The organism is Chryseobacterium aurantiacum (assembly GCF_003020585.1).
GTDB classification, from domain to species: domain Bacteria; phylum Bacteroidota; class Bacteroidia; order Flavobacteriales; family Weeksellaceae; genus Chryseobacterium; species Chryseobacterium aurantiacum.
Genome location: NZ_PXUE01000003.1, coordinates 195,304 through 220,696, shown reverse-complemented (window position 1 = coordinate 220,696; position 25,393 = coordinate 195,304). Strand labels below are relative to the sequence as shown.

26 protein-coding genes are annotated in these 25,393 nt (G+C 34.8%); all 26 read right to left on the bottom strand.

Annotated features, from left to right (window positions below; all coding sequences use genetic code 11):
• Positions 1 to 33: 33 nt before the first annotated feature.
• Positions 34 to 975 carry a glycosyltransferase family 2 protein gene (locus tag C7D53_RS13190; RefSeq protein WP_106916909.1) on the bottom strand — a complete coding sequence of 314 codons (942 nt, stop codon included), beginning with the start codon at positions 973 to 975 and terminating at the stop codon, positions 34 to 36.
• A 229-nt stretch (positions 976 to 1,204) separates the two neighbouring features.
• Entirely contained in the window at positions 1,205 to 2,155 is a 951-nt protein-coding gene (locus C7D53_RS13185) for a glycosyltransferase family 2 protein (RefSeq protein WP_228422336.1), read from the bottom strand.
• Positions 2,156 to 2,447: 292 nt separating this feature from the next.
• Positions 2,448 to 3,383 carry a glycosyltransferase family 2 protein gene (locus C7D53_RS13180; RefSeq protein WP_106917125.1) on the bottom strand — a complete coding sequence of 312 codons (936 nt, stop codon included), beginning with the start codon at positions 3,381 to 3,383 and terminating at the stop codon, positions 2,448 to 2,450.
• Positions 3,384 to 3,385: 2 nt separating this feature from the next.
• On the bottom strand, positions 3,386 to 4,324 hold the full coding sequence (locus C7D53_RS13175) for a glycosyltransferase family 2 protein (RefSeq protein ID WP_106916908.1): 939 nt from the start codon (positions 4,322 to 4,324) through the stop codon (positions 3,386 to 3,388).
• A complete protein-coding gene (asnB, locus tag C7D53_RS13170) occupies positions 4,324 to 6,120 on the bottom strand; it encodes an asparagine synthase (glutamine-hydrolyzing) (RefSeq protein ID WP_106916907.1) in 1,797 nt (598 codons plus the stop codon). The genes C7D53_RS13175 and asnB overlap by 1 nt, the downstream gene beginning before the upstream one ends.
• 47 nt (positions 6,121 to 6,167) lie before the next feature.
• The gene (locus C7D53_RS13165; protein ID WP_106916906.1) at positions 6,168 to 7,091 is read right to left on the bottom strand and encodes a glycosyltransferase family 2 protein; all 924 of its coding nucleotides are present in this window, start codon (positions 7,089 to 7,091) and stop codon (positions 6,168 to 6,170) included.
• Positions 7,092 to 7,136: 45 nt separating this feature from the next.
• Positions 7,137 to 8,270 carry a hypothetical protein gene (locus C7D53_RS13160; protein WP_106916905.1) on the bottom strand — a complete coding sequence of 378 codons (1,134 nt, stop codon included), beginning with the start codon at positions 8,268 to 8,270 and terminating at the stop codon, positions 7,137 to 7,139.
• 39 nt (positions 8,271 to 8,309) lie between these two features.
• Positions 8,310 to 9,434 (bottom strand): hypothetical protein, encoded by a 1,125-nt coding sequence (locus C7D53_RS13155; protein ID WP_106916904.1) that lies wholly within the window; start codon positions 9,432 to 9,434, stop codon positions 8,310 to 8,312.
• A 44-nt stretch (positions 9,435 to 9,478) separates the two neighbouring features.
• Positions 9,479 to 10,441 (bottom strand): glycosyltransferase family protein, encoded by a 963-nt coding sequence (locus C7D53_RS13150; RefSeq protein WP_106916903.1) that lies wholly within the window; start codon positions 10,439 to 10,441, stop codon positions 9,479 to 9,481.
• A gap of 10 nt (positions 10,442 to 10,451) precedes the next feature.
• Positions 10,452 to 11,240 (bottom strand): glycosyltransferase family 2 protein, encoded by a 789-nt coding sequence (locus tag C7D53_RS13145; RefSeq protein ID WP_106916902.1) that lies wholly within the window; start codon positions 11,238 to 11,240, stop codon positions 10,452 to 10,454.
• Between the two features lie 11 nt (positions 11,241 to 11,251).
• Positions 11,252 to 12,202 (bottom strand): glycosyltransferase family 2 protein, encoded by a 951-nt coding sequence (locus C7D53_RS13140; RefSeq protein ID WP_106916901.1) that lies wholly within the window; start codon positions 12,200 to 12,202, stop codon positions 11,252 to 11,254.
• A 2-nt stretch (positions 12,203 to 12,204) separates the two neighbouring features.
• Complete coding sequence (locus C7D53_RS13135) at positions 12,205 to 12,873, bottom strand: Rossmann-fold NAD(P)-binding domain-containing protein (protein WP_106916900.1); 669 nt, start codon at positions 12,871 to 12,873, stop codon at positions 12,205 to 12,207.
• Between the two features lie 65 nt (positions 12,874 to 12,938).
• Entirely contained in the window at positions 12,939 to 13,865 is a 927-nt protein-coding gene (locus C7D53_RS13130) for a glycosyltransferase (protein ID WP_106916899.1), read from the bottom strand.
• Between the two features lie 82 nt (positions 13,866 to 13,947).
• Positions 13,948 to 14,844 (bottom strand): glycosyltransferase family 2 protein, encoded by an 897-nt coding sequence (locus C7D53_RS13125; protein ID WP_106916898.1) that lies wholly within the window; start codon positions 14,842 to 14,844, stop codon positions 13,948 to 13,950.
• Complete coding sequence (locus C7D53_RS13120) at positions 14,845 to 15,945, bottom strand: DegT/DnrJ/EryC1/StrS family aminotransferase (protein ID WP_106916897.1); 1,101 nt, start codon at positions 15,943 to 15,945, stop codon at positions 14,845 to 14,847.
• Positions 15,929 to 16,399 (bottom strand): acyltransferase, encoded by a 471-nt coding sequence (locus C7D53_RS13115; protein ID WP_167392465.1) that lies wholly within the window; start codon positions 16,397 to 16,399, stop codon positions 15,929 to 15,931. Before C7D53_RS13115 ends, C7D53_RS13120 begins: the two co-directional genes overlap by 17 nt.
• A gap of 1 nt (position 16,400) precedes the next feature.
• Entirely contained in the window at positions 16,401 to 16,802 is a 402-nt protein-coding gene (locus C7D53_RS13110; RefSeq protein ID WP_106916896.1) for a sugar 3,4-ketoisomerase, read from the bottom strand.
• A gap of 258 nt (positions 16,803 to 17,060) precedes the next feature.
• Positions 17,061 to 17,924 (bottom strand): glycosyltransferase family 2 protein, encoded by an 864-nt coding sequence (locus C7D53_RS13105; protein WP_106916895.1) that lies wholly within the window; start codon positions 17,922 to 17,924, stop codon positions 17,061 to 17,063.
• Complete coding sequence (locus C7D53_RS13100; RefSeq protein WP_106916894.1) at positions 17,900 to 18,835, bottom strand: glycosyltransferase family A protein; 936 nt, start codon at positions 18,833 to 18,835, stop codon at positions 17,900 to 17,902. The genes C7D53_RS13105 and C7D53_RS13100 overlap by 25 nt, the downstream gene beginning before the upstream one ends.
• Positions 18,836 to 18,944: 109 nt before the next feature.
• On the bottom strand, positions 18,945 to 19,730 hold the full coding sequence (locus C7D53_RS13095; RefSeq protein ID WP_106916893.1) for a class I SAM-dependent methyltransferase: 786 nt from the start codon (positions 19,728 to 19,730) through the stop codon (positions 18,945 to 18,947).
• The gene (locus C7D53_RS13090; RefSeq protein WP_106917123.1) at positions 19,717 to 20,958 is read right to left on the bottom strand and encodes an ABC transporter ATP-binding protein; all 1,242 of its coding nucleotides are present in this window, start codon (positions 20,956 to 20,958) and stop codon (positions 19,717 to 19,719) included. Before C7D53_RS13090 ends, C7D53_RS13095 begins: the two co-directional genes overlap by 14 nt.
• 43 nt (positions 20,959 to 21,001) lie before the next feature.
• Positions 21,002 to 21,850: an ABC transporter permease gene (locus C7D53_RS13085; RefSeq protein ID WP_106916892.1), complete on the bottom strand. Its 849-nt coding sequence runs from the start codon at positions 21,848 to 21,850 to the stop codon at positions 21,002 to 21,004.
• A gap of 172 nt (positions 21,851 to 22,022) precedes the next feature.
• Positions 22,023 to 22,886, bottom strand: a complete 864-nt coding sequence (gene rfbA / locus C7D53_RS13080; protein ID WP_106916891.1) for a glucose-1-phosphate thymidylyltransferase RfbA — start codon at positions 22,884 to 22,886, stop codon at positions 22,023 to 22,025.
• Positions 22,887 to 22,892: 6 nt separating this feature from the next.
• The gene (locus C7D53_RS13075; protein ID WP_106916890.1) at positions 22,893 to 23,339 is read right to left on the bottom strand and encodes a hypothetical protein; all 447 of its coding nucleotides are present in this window, start codon (positions 23,337 to 23,339) and stop codon (positions 22,893 to 22,895) included.
• Positions 23,340 to 23,348: 9 nt separating this feature from the next.
• Positions 23,349 to 24,428: a dTDP-glucose 4,6-dehydratase gene (rfbB, locus tag C7D53_RS13070; RefSeq protein WP_106916889.1), complete on the bottom strand. Its 1,080-nt coding sequence runs from the start codon at positions 24,426 to 24,428 to the stop codon at positions 23,349 to 23,351.
• Positions 24,421 to 25,095 (bottom strand): hypothetical protein, encoded by a 675-nt coding sequence (locus C7D53_RS20950; RefSeq protein ID WP_162926172.1) that lies wholly within the window; start codon positions 25,093 to 25,095, stop codon positions 24,421 to 24,423. The genes rfbB and C7D53_RS20950 overlap by 8 nt, the downstream gene beginning before the upstream one ends.
• Between the last annotated feature and the right edge of the window lie 298 nt (positions 25,096 to 25,393).

Sequence of the window (25,393 nt, the reverse complement as noted above, 5' to 3'; positions counted from 1 at the left end):
CTCCTGTTTAGTTTTTCAAAATGGATGTAAGGGCTAGAACAAGTTACCCCTGAAATTAATATTATAAATTCCTGATCGTATACTTTTATAGTCTTTCAAAAAGTATTTTAAGATCATTTTCCATTTTTTTGAAGTTGTGGAGTTGGCAATCTGAAAACTTCTGTACATTCTCATGATATGGAGTTTTATATTCTCAGGAAGAGTAGCTTCATTCTCTGCCCAGTCATTTACTTCTTTCCATAAAAGAACCCTAGTAGTGGCAGGGTTTACTTTTTTAGAATCTACTTGGGTAATTCTATTGTCTTCATGTACACCTCTTATAGCCACTGCTTTATCCAGGATCCCAGGATAAAGATCAAGATAATAAGAAAGCCTGAATAAAAACTCCGTATCCTGATGAAGCCTTAAGCTAGCCTTGAATAGGGTGTCCATTTTTTTCATCAGAGAGTCTCTGCGTATGGTTAATGCATCAATACTAAAAAGCCCAAAACTCCCCAGCATGTAAATCTGTCCAAGAAAAACCTCCTTAGGCTCATGTCTTTTATAGACTGTAGTTAGTCTGTCGCCAAATAGCTGGTAATATTGTTGTTTTGCTTTTTCAGTGTAATAATGTACGCCAAGCGCACCATAAACTCCCTCCACTTCAGGTCGTTTGAAGAGTTCTTTTTCAGCATCGAATCTATTGGGAAGAAAATAATCATCAGCATCTAAAAAAGAAATGAAATCTCCTGTAGATTTTTGTATTCCCAAATTTCTTGTAGGGCCGGCCCCGTGGTTTCCCTTGTCAGGATGTTGATAAAGCTTTACCCTGTCATATTCTTCGGCAAGCTGTTCACATACCTGCAGTGCTTGGTCGGGAGATTTATCCTCAACTAAAATAACTTCATATACCTCCTCAAACTGAAGCGCTGATTTCACAGCTTGGGATACGAACTTTTCAGCGTTGTAAACGGGAATAATTACTGAGATTCTCATTTTTTTATCAACTTAATTTTTTAAATCATTTGTATGTGTAAGAGTACTGCAAGATAGTTAATTATAAAGAATTATATAAGGATTTTTTTACATAAAAAAGTAGATATATAGATAAACTGAGTTTAGAGACAAAAATCGGCTGAATAGGAATTATTCAGTCGATTTTTGCAGAAAAATGCTTAAAATTCTGACTTTTTTTAGTAGATAAAATTTTGAGAGAATCTCATTTTTATGAGATCAAAGAATGTCTGAAATTGATATTATACAATCCTGATCTTATGCTTCTATAATCTGTGAACAGATATTTAATAATCATTCCCCATTTTTTAAATAGGGGAGCCTTGGCAATTTCAAAGCTGCGGTGCATTCTTTTGATATGGATTCTGATGTCATCAGAAATGTCATTTTCGGTTTGTGACCAAAGATCAACCTCATTCCAGAGTAAAGCCCGGGAAACTGAGGGGTCTATCAAGCGAAGATCCACCTTTGTTATTCTGTTGTCCTCATGAACACCTCTTATGGCGATAGCTTCGTCTAAAATTCCGGGATAGAGATCAAGGTAGAAGGAAAGGCGGAACAGAAATTCTGTGTCTTCATGAAGCCTTAGATGCGGTTTGAAGAAAGGATTCATTTTCTTGATCAGAGACTCTCTTCGGACCGTTAAAGTATCAATGCTGAAAAGTCCAAAACTTCCCAACATATGTAATTGTCCAGGAAAGACATCCTTGGGATCATATTTTTTATAGACAGTGGTTAATCGGTCTTCGAATAACTGATAATATTGCTGTTTTGCTTTTTCAGAATAATATTGTACGCCAAGAGCTCCGTAAACACCCTCTACGTTTGGATTTTTAAATAGCTCTTTTTCAGCATCGAACCTATTGGGAAGGAAATAGTCGTCTGCGTCTAAGAAAGCAATAAAGTCACCTGTTGATTTTTCGATGCCCAAATTTCTACTTGGGCTTGCTCCGTGATTTTCTTTATCAGGATGTTGGTAAAGTTTTACTTTTTCATATTTTTCAGCAAGCTGCTGGCATACCGCTAATGCATTATCTGGGGACTTATCTTCAATAAGAATAATTTCGTATACCTCCTCTAACCGAAGAGCTGAGTCTACTGCCTGGGAAACATATTTTTCTGCATTATAAACGGGAATAACTACTGAGATTCTCATTTTCATTTCTCCTTTTTACAATAAATTTAGAATTACAATTGCGTTTTATTTAGTACCTTTTGAATTATGAAATTTAAGCTTTTAATTTTATTTTCACATACTAAGTGAGGTTTTTTTCCATAAAAAAACACGCAAACATTGCTGGAGTAATTACAATGTAGATTTTAAGTGTAAAATATTCTTTTTGAAAACAAAAAAATGCTATAAAATCTCACTATAGGGAAAAATTTACTAATGATTCGTTCCCTAGAATAAATGGTTTAAGTAGGAGGATTATAAAAACTAATAAAATTAATTTTTATGAATGAGAGTAAGTGAATCTATATTTAGTTCTTAATATATTAGGATTTTTAATAATGGTAACAAGTAAATCTAAGGTTTTTGAAAGCCCTTTTTTTGTGGATAGTTCAAATGCCTTTTTTTGAAGATCAATGTGCTGTTTGACATCTTTTTCCAAAGCTAAAGTTTGGGACCATTCATACAAGGAATTCCAGAAAAGAAATTGTCGTTGATTGTATTGTGGAGAGTATTTTACAATCTTGGTGATTCTGTTATCATCATGCATTCCTCTCATTGCAACCGGCTGATCTATAATTCCGGATTTCAGATGACAATGATGGGCAAGTTTCATAATAAAATCAGAATCCTGATGAAGACGGAGTGCTTCATTGAATCTTAATTTGCTTGATTCTAGGGAAGATCTTCGGACAGTAACCGCATCCAGAGTAAAAAAAGAACCAAATGTTTTAGCAGTAAGGCCCAATAAACCTCTAAAAACCTCCTTTCCTTCTGCGGGATAATTAACAGTCAATAGATGGCTATCATTGATATTGGCAAGGAACTCTTCCTTTCCTTTCTCTGTTAGATATTCAGTGCCAATGGCATTGAAAACACCTTCTATAGTAGGGTTTTGGAATAATTCTTTTTCAGCAGTGAACCTGTTGGGTAGAAAATAATCATCAGCATCCAGAAAGGCAATGAAATCTCCGGTCGCTTTTTCTATTCCCAGATTTCTGCTGGCTCCGGCACCGTGATTTCCCTGATCAAAATGTTGAAAAAGCTTTACCCGACTATCCTTCTGTACGAGCTCACGGCAAACTTGAAGAGCATTGTCCGGTGATTTATCTTCTACCAGAATAACTTCATCTACTTCATCAAGTTGTAAGGCGGATTCTACAGCTTTTGATACATATTTTTCTGCATTGTAAACAGGAATAATTACTGAAATCTTCATTTTCATTTATTGTAATAAGTGAAACGATACTTGGTCTTTAATATTTCCGGGTTTTTTAGAACTTCACCCAAAATATTACAATATTTGACAAATCCTTTTTTTAAGGACAGATCAAATGATTTATAAATTAAATAAATCCTTTTTCTTGGCTCTGATGGAATTTGGCTGTCGGAAGCCCAGTTATTCAGGGAACTCCATAAAAGAAGTTGCCTTTGATTGTATTGAGGAGAATATTTTATAATCTTGGTGATCCTGTTATTGTCATGAACGCCTCTTATAGCTACAGCTTTATCTATACATCCTGTTTTTAAATGACAATGGTAAGCCAGTTTTATAATGAATTCCGTGTCCTGGTGTACCCGAAGATCCTTATTGAATCGGATGTGATGAGGTTCCAAAGATTCTTTTCTAATGGTAAGTGAATTGAGGTGGAAAGATGTACCGAAAGTTTTAGTTGTTAAACCTAAAAGACCCAAAAATACTTCTTCTCCCTCTGCCGGATAATTAACAGTACTGAGTGATAGCTCCTTAAATTTGGATTCAAATTCCTCTTTTCCTTTTTCTGTTAAATACTCAGTACCAATGGCATTAAAAACACCCTCTACCTTTAAATCTTTAAAGAGTTCTTTCTCTGCATCAAATCTGTTGGGAAGATAATAGTCATCTGCATCAAGAAATGCAATGAAATGAGCTGATGATTTTTCAATTCCCAGATTTCTTGCCGCTCCTGCGCCATGATTTCCTCGATCAGGATGCTGAAAAAACTTTACCTTGGGGTTCTTACTACTTAAATACTGACAAATTTCCAGGGAATTGTCTGTAGATTTATCCTCGATTAAGATGATTTCCTTTACTTCTTCAAATTGTACAGCGGACTGTACCGCTTTTTCCAGAAATTCAGCTGCATTGTATACAGGAATAATAACAGAGATGTCAAGCATTACAATACAGATTTATTATTATCGGCCCATAAGGCGAGCTGTAAAAGGTTCCAGTGCTTTTCATCCTTATCAAGGAAATTTTGAGCCGCTTTAAAGTCAATATAATCGAAAACTTTATGATTGGGATCTTTTAATAAATCATTTGAAAAGTTCATCAGATTATCTTCTGCAAACCAACTCTTTACTCCGAGACCAAATCCTTGCTTATGACGTGATCTGATAGTATCTGTCCAATAAGATCCCATTGCCTCCCGAAGAATGATTTTGTCATTGGTATCATTCAGTTTTAATTGATCCGGCAGCTGAATGCAAAATTCAGCAAAATCAATGTCCAGAAAAGGAGTTCTTACTTCCAGAGAGTTGGCCATAGCCATTCTGTCGGATTTCACCATCATATTGGCTGGAACATAATTTTCGAGATCTACCCTCATAATATCATTAAGAGAGTCTGGATGGGGAGTAAAACTATACGTTTGCAGATAATCAGAGCTTACCCCCAGAAGATTACGTTCCTTTTTATTGAATGCATTTCGAACATCATTCAGATGAAAATCCATAATGGACGAAAATTCCATATTTTTCTGAGTAAGGAATGAGGTTGGCTTAAGTTGTTGATAAAGTTTTAAACCAAACTGAGCAATCATATTTTTATAGCTGAAATGTTTTTTTAATTTATTTTCAACAGTATAGAAATGGTAGCCTCCAAATAGTTCATCTCCTACATCTCCTGATAATACTACGGTAAGATTCTTTTTAGCAGCCCTGCAAATCTCATAATGAGGGATAAAAGAGGCATCTGCGAAAGGTTCATCAAAGAATGGAGATATTTTTAAAAGAGAGGAAACAAGATCAGATTTCTGCTCATGAACTTCTATATGATTGGTTTTGTATTTATCAGCAATTTCTTTTGCATATTTCAGCTCGTTGTCCTTGTGATCATAACCAAAGCTGATGGTAGTCTGATGAGGCAGAAATTCATCTACCAAGGCTACAACGGAAGAGGAATCCAGTCCTCCACTGAGGAAACTTCCTACTTCAACATCTGCAATAAGCTGTTTCTTAACTGCATTTTTTAACAGATACAAAAATTCTTCCTTGGCATCAGAAAGGCCAATCACTCTGTCTTTTGCAGGGAGGTTGTAATAGCGTGATACGGTAAACCTGCCATCTTTCCAGATCAGCTGGTGTGCTGGTGGAAGAGTGAATATATTGCTGTAAATACTTTGATTGGAACTTACATATCCATATTGAAGATAGTGGGAGAGTGCATCGGAACTCACTTTAGGCTGAATAAGTCCGGAAGCCAGGATGGCCTTTATTTCTGATGCAAAAATAAATTCATTGTTTTTACCTATGGCATAATAAAAAGGCTTTTCTCCAAAACGATCTCTGGCACAAAATAGTTGTTGCTTCTGGTTGTCCCAAATAGCAAATGCAAACATCCCCGGAAGATCATGGATAAGGTTTTCCTGTTTTCTCTGGTACATGGCGAGAATAACTTCAGTGTCAGAAGTTCCATGGTAAGGATATTCGCAGTATTGTTTTTTTATATCCTGATATCCGTAGATTTCACCGTTCAGAACAATGCATTCATTTTTAGTATTGGAGAACATGGGTTGTTTCCCATTTTCAGAGAGGTCTATAATGGAAAGTCTGCGGTGGCCTAATGCAGCATTATCATAAAATTCATGATGTGAAGAATCTGGTCCGCGATGGATCAGTGAGTCTGTCATTTTCTGAATCTCTTCCTGATAATTTCTGGCATTGCTGCCTATAATTCCCGCTATTCCACACATAATATTTTATTTTTCATCATTAATTTTCAATTTTTGTATGAGCTAATTTACGATAGATTCAGAAAAGTAGGGCCTGCCTGAATCAATTGCGCTCTTAAACTGCTCAATTTTTCACTGTCTCTTGTGATTTTTTTATATTTCAAAGAAGATTCTTTGTACTTTCCCATGTTTCCTGTCATCAGGCTTTTAAACATGCTTTGTTGCAATGACTTCTTTTCCTGTTGTAAACCATTAGGAAAATTGGGGTTTAGGGTATTGATTTCAATACGAACATCTTCATATTTAGTAAAGTCTATTTTATGAAGCTGCTGTACTCCGTCATGTACAACTTTGCTGCCAGGAACAAGAAGTACTTTCTTTTGATGGAAATGAATTCTATTTACGTATTCATCATCTTCTCCATAATGAAAAAAGTAAGGATTGAAGCCTCCAATTGTTTCTATCGTTTTCTTGGGTAAAAGCCAGTGAGCGGCATTTACAAAATGAATTTCATAATAAGGTTTCAGGGTCTGAAAGTACAGATCTGAGATCATTCTTGTTTTTTCGTAATTCTTTGCGATATATTGATCCAGAAAAATATCGAGGTATTTTTCAGTACCATCCACATGAATGGGGCTTATGATTCCAATTTCATCTTTGTTGGGGTGATTGTTATAAACTTCCAACATCTTTTCTATGCTGTTTTCATATAACCATGCATCCTGATTCATCAGATAGAAAAAGTCTGCCCCATCTTTATATGCTTTTTCAATGCCAATATTATTCGCCTTTCCAAAACCAAGATTGGATTCAGACTGGGTAAAATCTACTTCAGGAAAATGATGTTGAATATATTCCTGAGTACCATCTGTAGATCCGTTGTCTATTACAAAACATTTTACAGGGACAGAGGATTTCCTTAGACTGCTAAAGCATCTTTCTGCCCACTTCATGGCATTGTAGGTAACAATAATAATATGAATCTTCGACATTGTTTATCTTAATATTTTCATCGGGAAACAAAGTTGCCCATAATTTTAAAGCAAATTAGTGATTCTAAAATACAAAAAATAGTATACGCGCTTAAGAAAGCCATCAAATTCCGGAAAGACTAAAAATCCTTGGGTCATCAACATCATTTTCCAGGAAAGGTTAAATAAGATGATTAATCCTGCTATAATTTCCTGTTTCCTGGTAAGCATTGCTTTTTGTTCTATAGCTACAAATATCGTTAGCAGAGAGAAGAAGATATAAGTCCATCTTCCCCAATCTATAGCCATATAAAATAATGGAACAAGAAAAAGAACTTGTATTATAAGAAATATTGCATTGATTTTAACCTTATTGAACCTGCTGTAAATGTAAAATGTTAATGCTCCAAGCAAGATGCTTATCCCGTAGGTTTGATAATCATACAGATGAGATCTGTAGTGGTTCAAAACATTATAATTGGGATCATAATCAAAAATCCCCATTTCGCCAAGGACTAATCCATGCGCCTTGAAGAATGAGATGGTATTCTCCGTCCTTAGATTAATTCCAAACTTATAAAGAAGGAGCATGATAATGACGGATGGCAAAAACTGATAGAGCAGTATTCTCTTTATTTTATCAGGTGATGAACCGCTATTTTTCATAAAGTAGGCGAGCCCTACAAACGGTAAATAAAAAAATGCAGCCTCATGGGTAAGAAGGGCAATGATGATAAAAAAAGTAATACTAATGTCCTTTATGATGACTTTAGAACGAAGACATAGGATATAAATAAGATAAAGCAGAAAGAATAAAATCTCTTTTCTTGTAGCGATGTTAGGATCTTTATACATCATTCCAAAACCTGCCGGAAGTAATATAAGAGCAATGGTAAGAAGATTGTTTCTTTCTTTTCGGAAGAGCTGTATCAAGAGTAAAAAAAGAACCGTGTACAGGAGGAAAACAAATGCAAATACGATATATTCCAGTTGAATATGGGTAAGCTCATTGATCCATATGAATAGAGTTCCGAAAAGTCCTCTTCGCTTAAAGCCACCATCCTGATAATTGATAATCCATTCTCCAAAACACCATCCTCCTTTTTTTGTTACAATCAGAAAGTATGAGGTTTTAATACTTATAAAATAATAAGTAATTAATATTAAGCTGATTATGTAGTTGGTTATTTTTGTTTTCATACTTAGTATCCAAGTCCGGGTTGAGTATTTGTATATTTATTAGAAAATTTTGAAATAGAAAAAATAGTACAGTTTTTTTATAAAGGCATCAAGGGCCGGAAAAGTCATGAAGCCAGCCGTGAAAAGCATCATTGTCCACAATGAGTTAAAAAGGATTAAAGCAATAGCAATCATATTTCCTTTCGCTGTACTGATTAACTGTCTTTCTCCTGCTATAAAGATGGTTAACAAAGTAAAGAAAATATTAATCCATCTTCCCCAGTCATAAGCAATATAAAATAAGGGAATCAGGAAAATGAACTGGATGATCAGAAATTTTTTGCTGATATGGATCTTATTAAATTTACAGTAGATGAAAAATGTAAGGGAAGCGAAAAACAAACTGATCAGATAGGTTTGATACCCATACAGATGAGACTTGTAAAAATTCAGGACATTATATTGAGGATCATAACCGTAAATACCTTTAAGAACCAAATCCAGCCCGTGGTTTTTCAGAAATTGCAGAGAGTTTTCAGTACTGATGCTATACCCGAATTTATAAAGCAGCAACATGACAACCGCTGCAGGGGCAAGATGGTACAGAAAGATTTTCTTTAATTTGATATAAGTTGTTGAATCCTCTTTTACAAAGTAGGTGAAACTTACAAATGGGATATAGAAAAATGCGGCTTCATGATTAAGAATGGCAACAATAATAAAAAATGTGACAGCAAGATCTTTTACTGCCTTTTTGGATTCAAGACGTAGAAAATAAATTAGATATAAAAGAAAAATAAAAATTTCCTTTTTTGCAATGATGGTAGGGTCTTTCAGCATCATTCCCAATCCTGCTGGAAGTAAAAGGATACTTATGGTAAGCAGTGTATTTTTTTTCTGAACAAAAAGCTGTATCAAAAGTGAAAAAAACAGGGCATACAGAAGAGCTACAAATGCAAATACAATAAATTGAAGCTGGATGCCGGTGAGCTCATTGATCCATATGAATAGAGTTCCGAAAAGTCCTCGGCGCTTGAACCCGCCATCCTGATAATTAATCAGCCATTCACCAAGGTACCATCCATTTTTATGGAAAGCGATCTGAAGATAGCTGTTTTGAATACAGATCCAATAGTAAATGATAAATATTGAACCAATTATATAATTGATTATTTTTGTTTTCATATACTCTTTGATTGGTTATTAAGTTTGATTTTTTACTATTTACTTTAATCAATAAATACCTTTTTAAAAGTATCCATTACGGGATGAGGTAGAAACTTTTCATAGAGCTCTTTTGCAGATAGAGTAAGATCTGCATCCAGAATAATATCCTGAAGTTCTTTACCGTCCTGGTAGTAGTAGGCCTGATCTTTCATATGGTTGATATGAGCTTTCTCAGGCGGGTTGGCAAAAGCAATCACAGGTTTTCCCATAATGGCAAATTCCGCGACCGTGATTCCGAATGTTTCTCCCCTTTCACGGGCATGAAGCAAAGCATCACAAGTATTGATAAACCTCTGTTTCATGATGATATCTGAACTTGGAGGTAGAAATATAATATTGGACGGAGCAGACTTCCACCATTTCTTTTTGATAAAAGGATCCACCCCCATGAAGATAAAATAGACATCCTTATACTTGGACGCTATTTTTTCAATCGTCTTTTGGGCAAAAACAATATTAAAGCTAATGTGGCCACCATAATATCCAAATACTTTTGCCTTTGGAGGGATGTTCAGCTCTGCTCTCAAATCTTCATTGGTTTGAGATTCAAAATTAACCATATGAGGAACGTAAGGGTATTTTGAACCTGTCATTTCCTCACTCAGCCATTCTGAAACATAAGCATAGACATCTCCATGAGGTTCAAAATGGGTGAAAACACTGTGTATGGCAGTTTTACATTCCTTAGAATCTATACCGTCTACATATCCGTTTTTAATGGCATAGAAAAGGTCTATATTATTTTCTCGGATGAGTTGATCAACCTCATTAAAGTCGGAGTAGCCATGTACACGAAAGCGTTTTTCAAATTTTTCAACTCCCAATGGATGATTGGTCTTTGAGTTTTTATTGTAAACAATTATAGATTCATTTCCCAGATATCTTTCATTGAAATCTGCATAATCATATACTGCGATGGAAGTCCCTCTGTAGTTGAGTTCATCCTCATGGAAAAGAATTTTCATCTTAGTTGTGTTATTTAAATTTATTTTTCAGTCGTCCTACTATTTTCTGAATAATGGTTTTCTTCGGATATTTTGTAAGATCATTGTGCATAAAAAGTCCTTCTCCCTGCGCAATTTTGAAGTTTTGTTTTACCCACCAGGCTGCAATATTTCTTTCCAGGGATGCTGTTTCCCCTGAAAACGGGATAATGGTTTCCAACAGAAATTTTTTCCTCACAAGATAAGGATTATTGGTCCAGTTGGCCCAGCGTGAGGTCGTAATAAAAAAATCTCCCTGCTTTTGTATTTTATCAGGAAATCCGGCTGCGGGATCCAGCCAGTGTAAAGATTCTAAAAGATGTGGAGAGGTACACTCATGCCAGTCGTCATAATAGTTCAGCTCATTTCCTTTGTGTCTTATTGATATAAGGGGATATCCCGGGTTTTCTCTGCTTCGGTAGCGGATTACATCAAATCCGTTGTCAAGCATTTCCAGTCCGCCATTAAGTTGTGTAAATACGGTCTTTTGGTCTTCAATAAGCTCCCAATCATGTTCCAGAAAGAGAATATTTTCACAGGCAGCATTTTCAGCGAGCATTTTCATCCCTTTCCCGATTCCAATATTATTTTGGAGCCCAATGTATCTGATTTTATACTGATCCGCCAGTTTTTTATCCTCTTCACTTACTTCCTGAAAAAGGATAACAATATCTTGGGTCATGTTCAGAAGACCGAATTTACTGTAGGACTTGAGCGTATTTTTCAGCGTTTTTCCTGTTTTCCAGGAAAGGATGCAGATACTTATGGGTAACTTTTCCATATTCATTGGGACTAAAGATTAAGGAACGGATGCTGTGCCGTCATGGAGGCTTTTCTGGCAGCCTCTATTTCTTTAAATTTTTTAGAGAAATACTGATACTGTTCCATATAAAACTTATATTCACTTATATTCCCTTTGGCTCCCATTTTAAGGGCAAAAGAGAGTAGGGCTGTCTTTTCTCTTTTTGAATCATAGCCGTAGTTGGGATCAAGGTATTTGGTTTCCCTTTGCATGATCATGGACAGTCTTTTATTCTTTAATAGTTCAGCCTTATCATTGGGTTCTTTTTTGTAAAATGACTGAATGGTATCATGTACTACTTTACTTTGAGTACATACGATTGTTTTAAGCCCGAAATAAGAGATTCGGTTTACATATTCATAATCTTCAGCTCCATGAAAAAAATAAGGATTGAATCCTCCTATTTTTTCAATGATATTACGTGGGATGCACCAGTGTGCGGCATTTACAAAGCTTATTTCGTAGTATTCTTTTGCTTCACCAAAATAAATATCTGAAAGCATCCTGTTATTTCTCAGGTCCTTGGCCAAATAATTTTCAAAGTGAAGGTCAAGTTTTTTTTCACTTCCATCAAGGTGCATAGGGCTTAGAATCCCAATTGTATGGTTGTCCGGATGATTATTGTACACGTCCAGTAGCTTTTGAAAGCTGTCAGGATATATCCATGCATCCTGGTTCATCAGGTAGAAAAAGTCTGCTCCTTCTTGGTAGGCTTTTTCAATTCCGAGATTATTGGCTTTTCCAAAACCTAGGTTTTCCGAAGCTTGTATAAAATCGATCTCAGGAAAATAAGTTTTTATGTATTCCTGTGTGCCGTCTGTAGAACCATTGTCTATCGTGATACAGGTAATTGGAACAGAAGAATTTCTTAAACTGGTAAAGCATTTCTCTGCCCATTTCATGGCATTGTAAGTAACGATGATAACGTAGATAGTAGCCATTTTTAGATATACTTTTGGGTTAGATTTTCCAAATAGTCCTCAGGGCTTATTTTGGAGAAAAATGTAATGATATCTTCATCAAAATCTACTTTATAGAAATCTCCTTCATCAGCTTCTGAATAAAGTCCTTTTTTGCTGGTCTTTTTTTCAATGGCACTTATGATTTCTTTTAAATCATAATAGTAGGGATAAGAGATATTGATAATTTTATTGCCGGCTTCCAGGCAATGCGAGTCTATAAACTTTGAAATATCTTCAATATCTAAAAGCAGTCTTCTTGCTTTAAGGTGCAGCATAAACTGATTGTCATTGATTATCTGTGTTTTAAGAAAATTGAAAAGTGTGTTGGGATTTCCTCCTTTTCCCACAATATTTCCAATCCTTAGAATCAGATAATGATCAATATTGTTTTCTATATACTGCTCAATTTCTTTTTTATGAATAACATAATGGCTGTTTTGCTTGGATTGGTCATGAATACTCAGGGTAGAAAAGTAGATGAGTTTTTTGCCTTTGTTCTCGTTGCATACCGTTTTTAAAAGAGAAAGCTCCCTTTCAAATTCTGATGCTCTTGTTTCCAGTGAGTTTGAAACTCCTGAAGCAAAAAAAATGATATCCTCTCTGTCATGGGATTTTACAGCATTTGCTATAATACCGTTGCCAATAATCATATGTTAGTTATTTTCATTAATGATGTAGTAGGGAAGTCATATTTCATATCCAAATTATCAACAATTTATTTCAGATAATCAAATATATGAAAATAGTATTTCATTTTTAATCTGGTCATTAGGCGTTCCAAAAAGGGCAAATTTTTAAGATAATTCTGATATTGCTGAAGACAATATTTTTTATATCCGTTTTCCAGATCCTTATTTAAATTAAGTTCGATAATCGCTTTTTTTACAAAAGGGTTCCTTTGAAATATTGTAAAGAGGGCGTCTCGGGTTAATGTTTCCTTTTCGGAAGTATTAAAGTGAGAAAAAGTTTGGTATCCGATACTTTGTTTAGGATGAATTCGATATTCTCCCAGAACTGCTTTTTCCATCCATACAGCCTCTTTGTCGGAGGCAAGAAGCAAGAGCTCATAATCGTGGATGATCACGGGATTGATTTTTTTCAAGGGAAGATTTTTTTTCAGAAAAGTATTTCTAATCGCCATACTCATTCCCGGAAATATATTTCCCTGGTATAAAATTCTTTTAATAATATCCTGTGGCTGTATAAAATTCTGTTGTTTGATACCATCCAGATCCCAATAAGTAGTTTCCTCAGAACCTTTGATCATTTCACCAAAAAGCTTAACGTTATGGCAGACAATATCAACGGTTGTGTGGCTTTTAAATATTTCAGTAATGGTCTCTATTTTCTGGCTATACCAACGGTCATCCTGATCACATAAGAAAACAAGATCTCCTGAACAAAGGTTCATTGCCTTTTCAAAATTTCCTACATATCCTAGATTTTCTGGGTTGAGGTATACCTTGATAATAGTGGGATAGCGGTCTGCATAATCAGAAAGAATTTTTAAAGTATCATCAGTAGAACCGTCATCACAGATGATAATCTCATGCACAGGTTTTGTCTGGCTGAGAATACTTTCCAGCTGTTCTGCGATATACGTTTCGCCGTTATAAGTACAGAGGGCTACAGATGAGGTCATTGTGTTTTGTTTTTTTCAGTTTTATTTCTGAAAGGGTTTGTAATAATTTCTTTTACGTCATTATTTTCAAAGATATGCTATTTTAAAAAAGTTTCTTTAATATCTTGTATAAAGGAATGGGAAGATTCTTTTTTATAGCAAAATCTAACTTTTTTAGATGAAAAGGATACGAACGATACGCTGTAAGATATTCCTCTGAAAGTTCCGTTCCTGAAAAATAAAACTTTTCGATAGCAGTGTTGATGCTACTCTTTGCAACACCCTTTTTATCAAACATCATCTGAAGTAAAGCAGCTTCTTTTTCAATTTTTTCTGCTTTAACCTTGGAAATATTTTCCTCATGCAGTCGGTAGTAGGCCTGCTTTTCAGGAATATAGGCGATCAAATATTTTTGACTGATCTTTAGCCAACGGTAGTAATCCTCAATAATAAATTGAGTATCATAGAGGCCGGTTTCTCTAATAACATCTGTTTTTGCCAGTACGGTTAAAGCCGCAATTCTGTTACCTTTTAATAAGTCTTCTTTAAAAATGGATGGATCTACTTTTCCCATCGCATTATAATCTGCAATATCCTGAATGATCTGGCTGTCATTATCAATAGCATAAGTATCTGAAAAAGACATTCCGTACTCATTTCCCAGACTCTCAAGAGTGGAAACTGATTTTTCAATGGACTCCGGATGCAGAAAATCATCAGCAGCAATCATCTTTATATATTTTCCCCTGGCAAGTTCAACGCACTCGTTCAGCATTGTGGGTAATCCTGTATTTTGAGTGTGAAAGTTTTTTTCTGCAGGGTAATGATTCTCTTTCAGCCATTCTTCAAAAACTTCTATTGAATGATCAGGAGAAGCATCATCCCCCACAATCAATTGGATATTTTTGTAGGTCTGATTTTTTATACTGTCCAGATTTTCTTTTATAAATCGGGAATGGTTATAAGAAACTACTACAATTGTTACTAATGGCTGCTCCATTTAAAAGTTGTTTACCGTTTTAATGATCATTTGTATTTCTTCTTCTTCTAAAACAGAGGAAATAGGAAGACTTAAAACTTCTGCATGAATTTTTTCACTTATAGGGAAAGAAAGCTCATTCCATTCCTTATACGCTTGCTGTTGATGAGGAGGAATAGGATAGTGGATAATGGTTTGTATCCCTTGTTCTGTAAGGTAAGCCTGAAGCTCATCTCTTTTGGCTGTTCTGATAACGAAAACATGCCATACATGCTCAGCTTCATTTTTAGGATTTTCAGGGAGAATGATATTAGGGTTTTTGATTTCTTCAATAAACCTTTTGGCTACTGTTCTCCTCGTGTTGTTCTCCTCGTCAATATGTTTCAGCTTAACATCTAAAACAGCAGCCTGAAGCTCATCTAATCTGGAGTTTAAACCTTTGTAAATATTTACATATTTTTGGTTAGATCCGTAGTTGGCTAAAGCTCGGATGGTTTTTGCCAGCTCATCATCATTGGTCGTCACGGCTCCGCCATCACCTAATGCACCTAGATTTTTTCCAGGATAAAAACTGAATCCGGCAGCATCTCCCAGATTTCCTGTTTTTATATCATTCCATTCTGCTCCTATGGACTGAGCATTGTCTTCAATAATTTTTAAATTATGCTTTGCTGCTATCTCTTTAAGCTGATCAGAAAAAACAACTCTTCCCTGAAGGTGAACAATAAGAAGTCCCTTTGTTTTTGGAGTTATTTTTTCTTCAATTTTAGAAATATCAATATTGTAGGTATTAAGTTCAGGCTCTACCAATACAGGCACTAAACCGTTGTCTGAAACGGCTAATATAGATGCGATATATGTATTGGAGGGAACAATGATCTCGTCTCCGGCTTTCATGATACCGAGTTCTATATAAGCGCGCAAAATAAGGCGGAGTGCATCTAGCCCGTTAGCTACACCAATGGCATGTTGAGTTCCTATATATTGGGCTAAATTGGTTTCAAAACCTTTATTTCTTTCTCCCTGAAGATACCATCCGGATCTGAATGTCTGTAATAAGGCCTCTTCTATTTCTTGTTGATAATTAAGGTTTACTTTCTGTAAATCAAGAAATTTTATCATGTTGATTTTTCTTTAAAAATTTAGCTGGGTTTCCTACCCATATTTCGTTTTCCGGTATATCTTTAGTTACAACGCTTCCTGCACCAACAAGGGCATTTTCGCCAATGGTAATTCCTGCAAGGATTGTGGCATTAGCTCCAATAGAAGCTCCTTTTTTTACAAATGTTTTTTCCAGTTTAAAATCCTTATTTTTAGATTTAGGAAAAAGATCGTTGGTAAATGTTACATTAGGCCCAATGAATACATTGTCCTCAAGATTAACCCCGTCCCAAATTTGAACTCCCGGTTTTATGGTGACATTATTTCCAATGATCACATCATTTTCTATGAGCACCTGGCAATTGATATTGCATCCATTTCCAATTTTTGCTCCTTTTAAAATGACACAGAATTGCCATACAAAAGTTCCCTCACCTATATTTTGAGACTGTACGTCAGCTAAAGGATGTATCATGTTAATAATTTTTAAATTCTTCAAAATCTCTGAAGTAATCTTTCTCATCATACAATTCTGAAGCCAGGCAAAGCAAAACGGCATTATGAGTAAACTGAATATCTCTCCAAATTAATTCAGGGATATACAATCCTTTGGTAGGATGATCTAAAACAAAAGTTTCCTTATTTCCTTCTTTATCTTCAGTATTAAAGGTTATTGTTCCGGACACCGCAAATATGACCTGTTGAAGTTTTTTATGTGCGTGACCTCCACGGGTCACATCTTGTGGAGTATAATAAGTCCAATATACACGTTGTATGTCAAAAGGTACATCCTTTTGTGCTTCAGCTATCGTAATGTAACCTAATTCTGAAGAACCTATCTTATCAAGAAGAAGAATATGTGGCTTATGTTTTTCCATTAATATATTTAAAATGTTCAACAATTGTCAATGTAATAAAATCATCGAAGTTAAGGTTATTCTTATTATTAAACCAACCTCGGAGGTGTCTTAAACCTCAGGGATGAGAGATACATTAGATTGCTAAACGACTATTGAGGGTGTAAAATTATGAATTTATCTTGTTTTTGTAATCAAAGACGATCAGATAACATCAAACATGAAATTCAATATCTCAAATTTTCCTCGAATTTGAATGAATCTTAAGAGCAGATGTGGTTATTTTTTTTTCTGAAAAAGTTTATAATAATACTTCTTGAAAGCGAGATAACCTGCTATAAATCTACCACCTGTTATTTTATTAAACTCAGATCTTAGCTGTATAAGCTGATTGGTATGTACATCAATCATATGATAGGCCAGTCTGTCGTGAAGATCCTCACCGTATAATTTTTTTAGTACAGGAAGTAGCTGAACCCTGCGAAGAAGAATGTTATTATAATCAGAAGACAAACTTTGTGTATCATTTTCTTTCCGATAATGGGCTAAAGGTTCATCAATAAGAATGGCTTTCGGATGGTTTTTGGTGATGTATATCCACATCAGCCAGTCTTCATTATGTTGTAAGGTAAGATCAAAACGAAACCCATCCAGCAGTTTTCTGGAAATTAAAGCACAATGTATGGGAATGGTAAATTTTAGATTCCATCCGAAAACGATATTGTCAAATGTCAGATAGTCTTGTTCAATCCTGTTGTAACCAGGTAAGTGTTGGCCGTTTCTATAGATTGTGAACTGGCTTACAATCAATTCGTAATTTTCATTTCCGATGAGACTTTTTGAAAATTTTTCAGGATCAAGAATGTCATCTCCATCTAAGAATTGTACATATTCTCCTGAAGCTTTATCAAGACCTGCATTTCTTGCAGAGGAAATACCTCCGTTTTCTTTATATACATAGATAAACCGGCTGTCTTTTTCCAGCCATCTTTTGGCTACCTCTGCGGAGTGATCCGTAGACCCGTCGTTTACAATAATGCATTCCCAATCTGTAAAGGATTGGTTCAATAAAGACTGCAGACATTCATCAAGATAATTCTCTTGATTATAGCATGGTACTATGATGGAAATTGTAGGCGACATTTTCTTTTGATGTAATAAATTTTTTTGAGTGCCTTTAAAAAAGCCTTAATTTTAAAATGTTTAAGATAAAAGAATATTACCGAATAATGAGCATTATAGGTTTTGTAATTACTCACGTTTAAATATTCTTCTACCACTCCGGATATGAATTGGTAATCAAATAATGAAGAATACTGGGTAACCAAAATTTCCTTTAACTCAAAATAAGCTTTCTGCTTTTGATCATCTAAATGATCTGATCCTGAAATGCTGGAACCTGAAATTCTTACCTTTACTTTGCTGTTCTTGGTGTAGAGAATATTATTTCCTTGAGCAAATAAAAATATGGCCAAATCATCGCTTCCCCAAGCTAATGTCATTTTTTGAAACCCTATTTTTTTATAGCTGTCAAGCTTGAAGATGTTTTCGGAAAGACTGCTCTGTATTTCGTGAGTATATTTTTTGATGAAAAACTCTGACGGTTTCAGCTCTGAAAAATCATAATCAAAATCTTCTATCACCTGATCATGTTCGTCAATCCATTGATGTGAAAACTTAATCACAGAGATCTTTTTAGTCTCAACTAAAGGCAAGCTTTGATAAAATACATCTACAAAATTTTCAGAGATCATATCATCATCCCCTAAGATCTGAAACCATTCTTCCTGAACATTTTCCAATATTCGCTCCCATTGAAGCGCCAGATTTTGACCACCAATGTTTTTTTTATAATCAAAATAATGATAGGTCCCCACTTCAAAATATTTCTGAATGATGGGCAGGGGATCATTTGGGCTGGTGTCATTACCTATATATAAAGTAAAGTTCTTGTTGGTTTGTGCTGCAACAGATTTTAAGGTTTCCTCAAAAAAATCTATCTTATAGTAAGGGATCACTATAGCCAGCTTATTCTGATGATTCTGAGGCGTCATTGTATCAGGTTTTTTATGTTATATTTTTCCAATCAGTAATGAACTACACAATAAATAGATGATGATTTAATACTTAGTTGATTCTTCTTCAGAAGAACCATTCAATATTTTACTTACTGGATTTTTTCTTCAATACTAGTAGCTGATACCCTTCATTACATAAATTCATATCATATTGATTGGTGAATTTTTCAATATCTTTTCCGGTTATATTTAATACCTTTTCCGGAGATATTCTATTGAGAATACGGTTTTTGATGGTATATTCTTGTCTTTTTCTTTCACCCGGTATTTTTATTTGCTGTAGCATAATCTCAACGATTTCGAATTTATCTGTAAACAGCTTGTGGAAATCATAGAAATTCCATTCAATAACGTGAAATGGATTATTGGGTTTTGTATTGGTAACTTTAGTAATGGGAGTAGAGATTAATAACACTCCGTCATCGCTTAGGTTTTTATATAAATTATCTATAAAGTCAATGTAATCAGGAACATGTTCAATGGTTTCAAAGCTTACAATGACATCGAAAGGATATTCATTTTTGTATTTTACACCATCTTCAACCAATCTTTTTAGATTGTGGTGAGAGTATCTGTAATTTCCGTAACGAACTGCTTCCTCACTTAGATCCACACCAATTATAGATTCAGCCTCACCCTGGTTTGCCAGAAGATAAGTGCCATAGCCACAACCGCAGGCAATATCCAGAACTTTTTTCCCTTTTGTATAGGCTTGTGCATATTTATATCTATCCAGATGTTCGTCTTCATATCTTTTTAACATAAAGCCATACACCCATCTTTCTGCTTTTCCATATACAAGTAAGTCAGACAGATTTCTCAGTTCAAAATTTGTACAGAATAATTCTTCTTCAATATTATTTTCTCTCATTTGTCCAGTTTTGGTTTATAATAAAATATCCTTGTGAATAATCGGGTTTTTCTAATGTGAAATTATCTTTCACATTCACTTTTAGTCCTTTGTCGTAATAATCTAATGTTTCGGTATTGTCACCTATATAAACTTCACAGGTGTATTTACCTGATTTTAGTGGGAAATTATCTATTGTACAATAAATCATGTTTTCTCCGATGGATAGATCAAACATTTTTTGAAAATGAGCAGAGAAAGGAGTAAATAATCTGTTTCCCATGTCATCATTGAAGCCAATACCTATTTTAACATTTTTTAAATTCTTGCTAGAGTAAATGTTAAATTCCAAAACACCATTTTTAGCGGTTTGTAAATTGCTTTCATTATCATCTTCACTATAGGAATTGAAATTTTTCAAGTAAACCTCTTTGTCAGAATTAGGAATGATATCTTCACTTTCCGCATTGTGGGAATACATGCTTATGATCGTGCTGATATCAGAAGACCCTTTCAATAATCCATTTTCTAAAAGAATTCCTTTTTTGCAAAGCTGCAAAATGCTAGGAAGATTGTGGCTTACAAAAAGAATTGTTCTTCCTTCTCCTTTTGTAACATCTCCCATTTTTCCCAGACATTTTTTCTGGAATTCTGCATCACCTACAGCCAATACTTCATCTACAATAAGAATTTCAGATTCTAAGTGAGCTGCTACGGCAAAAGCAAGACGAACATACATTCCTGAAGAATATCTTTTTACAGGAGTGTCAATATATCTTTCAACACCCGAAAAATCTACAATTTCGTCAAATTTACGCTTGATCTCTTTTCTGGTCATTCCCAGAATAGCTCCATTCAGGAATACATTTTCACGTCCTGTCATCTCAGGATGGAAACCAGTTCCTACTTCTAGCAGTGAAGCGATTCTTCCATTGGTGTATATTTGCCCTGTAGTAGGCTTGGTAACTTTACTTAATAGTTTTAACAGGGTAGATTTTCCAGCTCCATTTTTCCCAATGATTCCTACGGCATCTCCTTGTTCAATTTCAAAATTGATATCACGAAGAGACCAAACATATTCAGAATCTCCCTTTGTTGTTCTATCGTTAGCTTCACCTATTTTTAAATAAGGATCTTCCTTTCCTCTTACCTTGTGCCAAAATCTATTAAGGTCATGAGATAAGGTTCCCGTTCCCACCTGTCCAAGGCGGTACTGTTTTGATATATTTTCTGCTTTTAAAGCCAGCATGTTTAATTTGAATTTTAAATTAATAGAAGGTAATTCCCAAGTATTATACAGTATCCATAAAGGTTTTTTCAACCTTATTAAAGATAAGTATTCCTATTAGTAAAAGAATAAGAATAATGACCGTACTGATTCCCAGCATTAAAGGCGAGAAATCACCTACGCCTAACCAGGCGTATTTAAAACATTCAAAAATCCCTGTAAGAGGATTGTAATACGCCAGTTTTTTGAAACCGGCAGGAAGTGAAGAAACCGGATAGATTACCGGAGTTGCATACATATATAAGCTGATTCCAAATCCCAGTAGCATACTAAGGTCTTTATATTTGGTAGTAAGCGCAGAAAATATCATCCCCATACCTAGGGCGAAAAACGCCATTAATACAACTAAAAAAGGAGTTGCAAGAATCCATATATTAGGATGTACTTTTCCTTGGCTTAGATAATAGGCCCATGCAAGAATAAATAAAAGAAACTGCACGGAAAAGCGCATTAGGTTAGAAATAACAATGGAAATAGGAGTCACAAGCCTTGGAAAGTATACTTTTCCAAAAATAGTTGAATTTCCTACAAATGTACTGGAGGTTGCCAGCAGTGAAGCTGAGAAGTAATTCCAAAGGGTTACGCCAGCCAGATAAAACAAAATAGGCGGAGCACCATCTGTAGGAAGCTTGGCAATAGCGCCAAAAACAACCAAATATACGATCGTTGTTAAAATAGGATTAATAAAAAACCAGATCGGTCCTAAAATGGTTTGCTTAAAGCTTGATATAAAATCTCTCTTTACAAACATGTAAATAAGATCCTTATATCTCCAGACTTCCTTGAATTTTAAATCAAATAAAGAATGATCTGCTTCAATCGTTTCTGTCCACTTTTGTTGTGGTTCATTCATCTGTGTAAGTTTTTGCAAATTTATAATAATTAATTCTTACCGGATTTTTCAGTTTGTAAATTATCATTCATATAAAACTGAAAAATAACAACTAATATATTGATATTTGTTGTTATGGACAAAAACTATTGGCCATAAAGCCAATAGTTTATAAGATCTATAAATTGTGTGGTTAGTTACCTACAAGTTTCTTCAGGTATTCTCCATAGCCGCTTTTTCCATACTTTGCAGCCGTTTCCAATAGCTTTTCCTCGTTGATGAATTTATTTCTGAAAGCAATTTCTTCAATACATCCAATTTTGAAACCTTGTCTTTTTTCAATTACACTCACAAATTCAGAAGCGTCATGAAGAGAATCAAAAGTTCCGGTATCCAGCCATGCTGTTCCTCTGTCCAAGACACCTACTTCAAGTTTTCCGTTTTTCAAATAAACGTTGTTGATATCGGTGATTTCAAGCTCGCCTCTTGCAGATGGTTGTATGTTTTTAGCAATCTCCACAACCTCATTGTCATAAAAATATAATCCGGGAACAGCGTAGTTTGACTTAGGTTTTAAAGGTTTTTCCTCAATAGAAACAGCTTTGAAGTTTTCATCAAATTCTACTACACCATATCTTTCAGGATCTGCCACGTGGTAAGCAAAGACTACACCTCCGTTTGGATTGGTTTTATTTTTTAGTAAATTACCCATTTCAGAGCCATAGAAGATGTTGTCTCCTAAAACAAGTGCTGCAGGATCATTGCCAATAAACTGATCACCCAGAATGAATGCCTGAGCTAAACCATCCGGGCTAGGTTGTACAACATATTCTATATTACAGCCAATTTGAGAGCCATCACCCAAAAGTTTGATGAATCCGGCCTGGTCATGTGGAGTGGTAATGATCAGGATATCCTTAATTCCTGCCAAAAGCAATGTAGAAAGTGGATAGTAAATCATAGGTTTGTCATAAACAGGCATTAGCTGCTTGCTTACGGCAATCGTTAGAGGGTAAAGTCTTGTTCCGGATCCTCCGGCTAATATTATTCCTTTCATCTTTTTTTATTTTATATTTTCTATTGCATAGTCCATTTGATTTTTAATATTCAAATCAATGGCAGGTGTCATTAAAAGTGCAGAGTTACCTCTTGATAATTCGCCTCCTATACTCTTGTGAAACCTGATCAGCTCTTTTAGATTTTTTTCTGATATAAAAGAGAATGAACTATATAACGAAGTTTTAAAATCATCAAAATTGAAACTGTTGATGATTGAATTGGCTTGTTTCTTTGTAAGTAGTTCCTTTGGGGGATCTACATTATAATCAAACATTTTGAGTTCGAGATACTCTTTGGCATAATTGATCAATGCTTCCTTGTAGTGGGATGCTTCTATGAATTCATCAATCAGTCTTTGTTGGGAAAGATTGGACATTGCCGGAGGGGGAAGCTCCTGAGCCGAAGCAAAAGAAGAAAATACTACAAAAAGCAATGAAACAATATACTTCATTATTTTATTTTAGTTGTATTGGTTTTCGTAATACTTCTGATAATCTCCACTGGTTACATTTTCTAACCATTCTTTGTTTTCAAGATACCAATCGATTGTTTTTCCTAATCCTTCTTCAAAGGTTACCGATGGTTTCCATCCTAAATCTTTATTTAGCTTAGTGGCGTCAATAGCGTAACGCTTGTCATGACCTGGTCTATCCTTTACAAAAGTGATTAGCTTTTCAGAATGTCCTTCAGGTTTACCCAATTTAGCATCCATTTGCTTGATAAGTTCTTTTACCAAGTCAATATTCTGCCACTCATTGAATCCTCCGATATTATAGGTCTCACCAGTTTTTGCATCATTGAAAATTTGGTGAATAGCTCTCGCGTGATCAATTACAAATAACCAGTCTCTTGTATATTTCCCGTCACCATAGATTGGTAAAGGTCTTTCGTTGATAATATTTGAAATACAAAGTGGAATTAACTTTTCCGGAAAGTGATTGGGGCCATAGTTGTTTGAACAGTTTGAAACAATGAATGGCATCCCGTAGGTATTTCCATATGCTCTTACTAAATGGTCAGAAGCAGCTTTTGATGCAGAATATGGTGATTGTGGATCATAGGAAGTTGTCTCAAGGAAGAATCCAGTTTCTCCCAGGCTTCCATACACTTCATCTGTGGAAACATGATAGAATAGGTTTGTCCTTTTCTCATCAGGAAATCTTCCATGGGTATGGTCAGGGTTTAATGTCCAAAATTCCTTACATAGATTAAGAAGATTGGCTGTTCCGTTTACATTGGTATTGATAAAAGCCATTGGATCTGTAATGCTTCTGTCCACATGGCTTTCTGCTGCCAAATGAATAACAGCGTCCGGGTTATATTTTTCAAAAACCTTTCTTAGTTCCTCAGGTTTTGTAATGTCAGCTTTTTCGAAAACATAATTAGGTTCATTTTCAATGTCCTTTAGGTTTTCAAGATTTCCGGCGTAGGTTAATGCATCAAGGTTGATGATTGTCATGTCCGGATTGTTTTTTACAAATTCTCTTACAACATGAGATCCAATAAATCCGGCTCCCCCTGTAATGATTACATTATTCATTTTTTGTACTTTTATAATTGTGAGTGTGTAATTTAATAATTGTTTTTAGCCTTTCTAAACTAAAAATATTTCCTTTCGAAACGATATTAACATCATCATATAGCTCCGCAGCATCTTTGTCCCGTAATACATTTTTATTCAAAAGTACGGATTCAAAAAGTCCTATTTGTTTTAAACGATCAATATTTACAAAATAATGCCCGGGTCTTTCTCCTTTGCTTCCATAATTCTTTATATAATACGTTATAAAAGGGCTGGCCAAACCAACAGGATCTATGAAGTAAGTATTTCCACTTTCGGGCAGCAATGGTGTATGAAGCATTTGTACGTTTTCACTAATGGATGTTATATCTTTTACCGGTTTATTATAGATGAAGTTGATGTTTGAAAACCTTTTTGTATAATATTCTCTTTCGTTCGTTAAAATGAAACGTCCTTTTACATAGTTATCCGCATATAGCTTTACTACCGGAGGAAAGAAAAATACAATGGCAAATAAGACTAATGAAAGTGCAGATACTTTGATGAAATTTTTTCTATAAACCCGGATTTCTTTTTTTGAGGTAAACTCTATAATTGAGATGATGGAAATAGGTACTAAAATAGTAAACAGTCTTCCAAACATATAATCACGTACCAGAAATATATAAACCAGATAGAAGATCATCCCAAGAAATATTTTTTTATTAGTAAAATATGAACTGTATAACCCCAAGGCTATTAGCAGAAACATAGGTTTACTTTCGAATATGTTTTCCTTATAATAGAATAGAGATTGATAAAGATTGAAATTATTGGTTTTAAGATAAAAGCTATTAGGAAATATACTCCCAAAATAAAAAAAAGAAAATATAAGCCAGCTCAATATTATAATGCACATTGTCATAAATCCTTTTGTGAACTTATGCTTGTAGAAATAATAGAGTATTGTGGGACAAACTATTAGAAAAAAATCATATCGGGTG

Excerpts from the sequence above, each read along its gene's own strand:
- C7D53_RS13190 (WP_106916909.1), bottom strand. The coding sequence starts at position 975 with ATGAGAATCTCAGTAATTATTCCCGTTTACAACGCTGAAAAGTTCGTA.
- C7D53_RS13185 (WP_228422336.1), bottom strand. The coding sequence starts at position 2,155 with ATGAAAATGAGAATCTCAGTAGTTATTCCCGTTTATAATGCAGAAAAA.
- C7D53_RS13180 (WP_106917125.1), bottom strand. The coding sequence starts at position 3,383 with ATGAAGATTTCAGTAATTATTCCTGTTTACAATGCAGAAAAATATGTA.
- C7D53_RS13175 (WP_106916908.1), bottom strand. The coding sequence starts at position 4,324 with ATGCTTGACATCTCTGTTATTATTCCTGTATACAATGCAGCTGAATTT.
- asnB (WP_106916907.1), bottom strand. The coding sequence starts at position 6,120 with ATGTGTGGAATAGCGGGAATTATAGGCAGCAATGCCAGAAATTATCAG.
- C7D53_RS13165 (WP_106916906.1), bottom strand. The coding sequence starts at position 7,091 with ATGTCGAAGATTCATATTATTATTGTTACCTACAATGCCATGAAGTGG.
- C7D53_RS13160 (WP_106916905.1), bottom strand. The coding sequence starts at position 8,270 with ATGAAAACAAAAATAACCAACTACATAATCAGCTTAATATTAATTACT.
- C7D53_RS13155 (WP_106916904.1), bottom strand. The coding sequence starts at position 9,434 with ATGAAAACAAAAATAATCAATTATATAATTGGTTCAATATTTATCATT.
- C7D53_RS13150 (WP_106916903.1), bottom strand. The coding sequence starts at position 10,441 with ATGAAAATTCTTTTCCATGAGGATGAACTCAACTACAGAGGGACTTCC.
- C7D53_RS13145 (WP_106916902.1), bottom strand. The coding sequence starts at position 11,240 with ATGGAAAAGTTACCCATAAGTATCTGCATCCTTTCCTGGAAAACAGGA.
- C7D53_RS13140 (WP_106916901.1), bottom strand. The coding sequence starts at position 12,202 with ATGGCTACTATCTACGTTATCATCGTTACTTACAATGCCATGAAATGG.
- C7D53_RS13135 (WP_106916900.1), bottom strand. The coding sequence starts at position 12,873 with ATGATTATTGGCAACGGTATTATAGCAAATGCTGTAAAATCCCATGAC.
- C7D53_RS13130 (WP_106916899.1), bottom strand. The coding sequence starts at position 13,865 with ATGACCTCATCTGTAGCCCTCTGTACTTATAACGGCGAAACGTATATC.
- C7D53_RS13125 (WP_106916898.1), bottom strand. The coding sequence starts at position 14,844 with ATGGAGCAGCCATTAGTAACAATTGTAGTAGTTTCTTATAACCATTCC.
- C7D53_RS13120 (WP_106916897.1), bottom strand. The coding sequence starts at position 15,945 with ATGATAAAATTTCTTGATTTACAGAAAGTAAACCTTAATTATCAACAA.
- C7D53_RS13115 (WP_167392465.1), bottom strand. The coding sequence starts at position 16,399 with ATGATACATCCTTTAGCTGACGTACAGTCTCAAAATATAGGTGAGGGA.
- C7D53_RS13110 (WP_106916896.1), bottom strand. The coding sequence starts at position 16,802 with ATGGAAAAACATAAGCCACATATTCTTCTTCTTGATAAGATAGGTTCT.
- C7D53_RS13105 (WP_106916895.1), bottom strand. The coding sequence starts at position 17,924 with ATGTCGCCTACAATTTCCATCATAGTACCATGCTATAATCAAGAGAAT.
- C7D53_RS13100 (WP_106916894.1), bottom strand. The coding sequence starts at position 18,835 with ATGACGCCTCAGAATCATCAGAATAAGCTGGCTATAGTGATCCCTTAC.
- C7D53_RS13095 (WP_106916893.1), bottom strand. The coding sequence starts at position 19,730 with ATGAGAGAAAATAATATTGAAGAAGAATTATTCTGTACAAATTTTGAA.
- C7D53_RS13090 (WP_106917123.1), bottom strand. The coding sequence starts at position 20,958 with ATGCTGGCTTTAAAAGCAGAAAATATATCAAAACAGTACCGCCTTGGA.
- C7D53_RS13085 (WP_106916892.1), bottom strand. The coding sequence starts at position 21,850 with ATGAATGAACCACAACAAAAGTGGACAGAAACGATTGAAGCAGATCAT.
- rfbA (WP_106916891.1), bottom strand. The coding sequence starts at position 22,886 with ATGAAAGGAATAATATTAGCCGGAGGATCCGGAACAAGACTTTACCCT.
- C7D53_RS13075 (WP_106916890.1), bottom strand. The coding sequence starts at position 23,339 with ATGAAGTATATTGTTTCATTGCTTTTTGTAGTATTTTCTTCTTTTGCT.
- rfbB (WP_106916889.1), bottom strand. The coding sequence starts at position 24,428 with ATGAATAATGTAATCATTACAGGGGGAGCCGGATTTATTGGATCTCAT.
- C7D53_RS20950 (WP_162926172.1), bottom strand. The coding sequence starts at position 25,095 with ATGATCTTCTATCTGGTTTATATATTTCTGGTACGTGATTATATGTTT.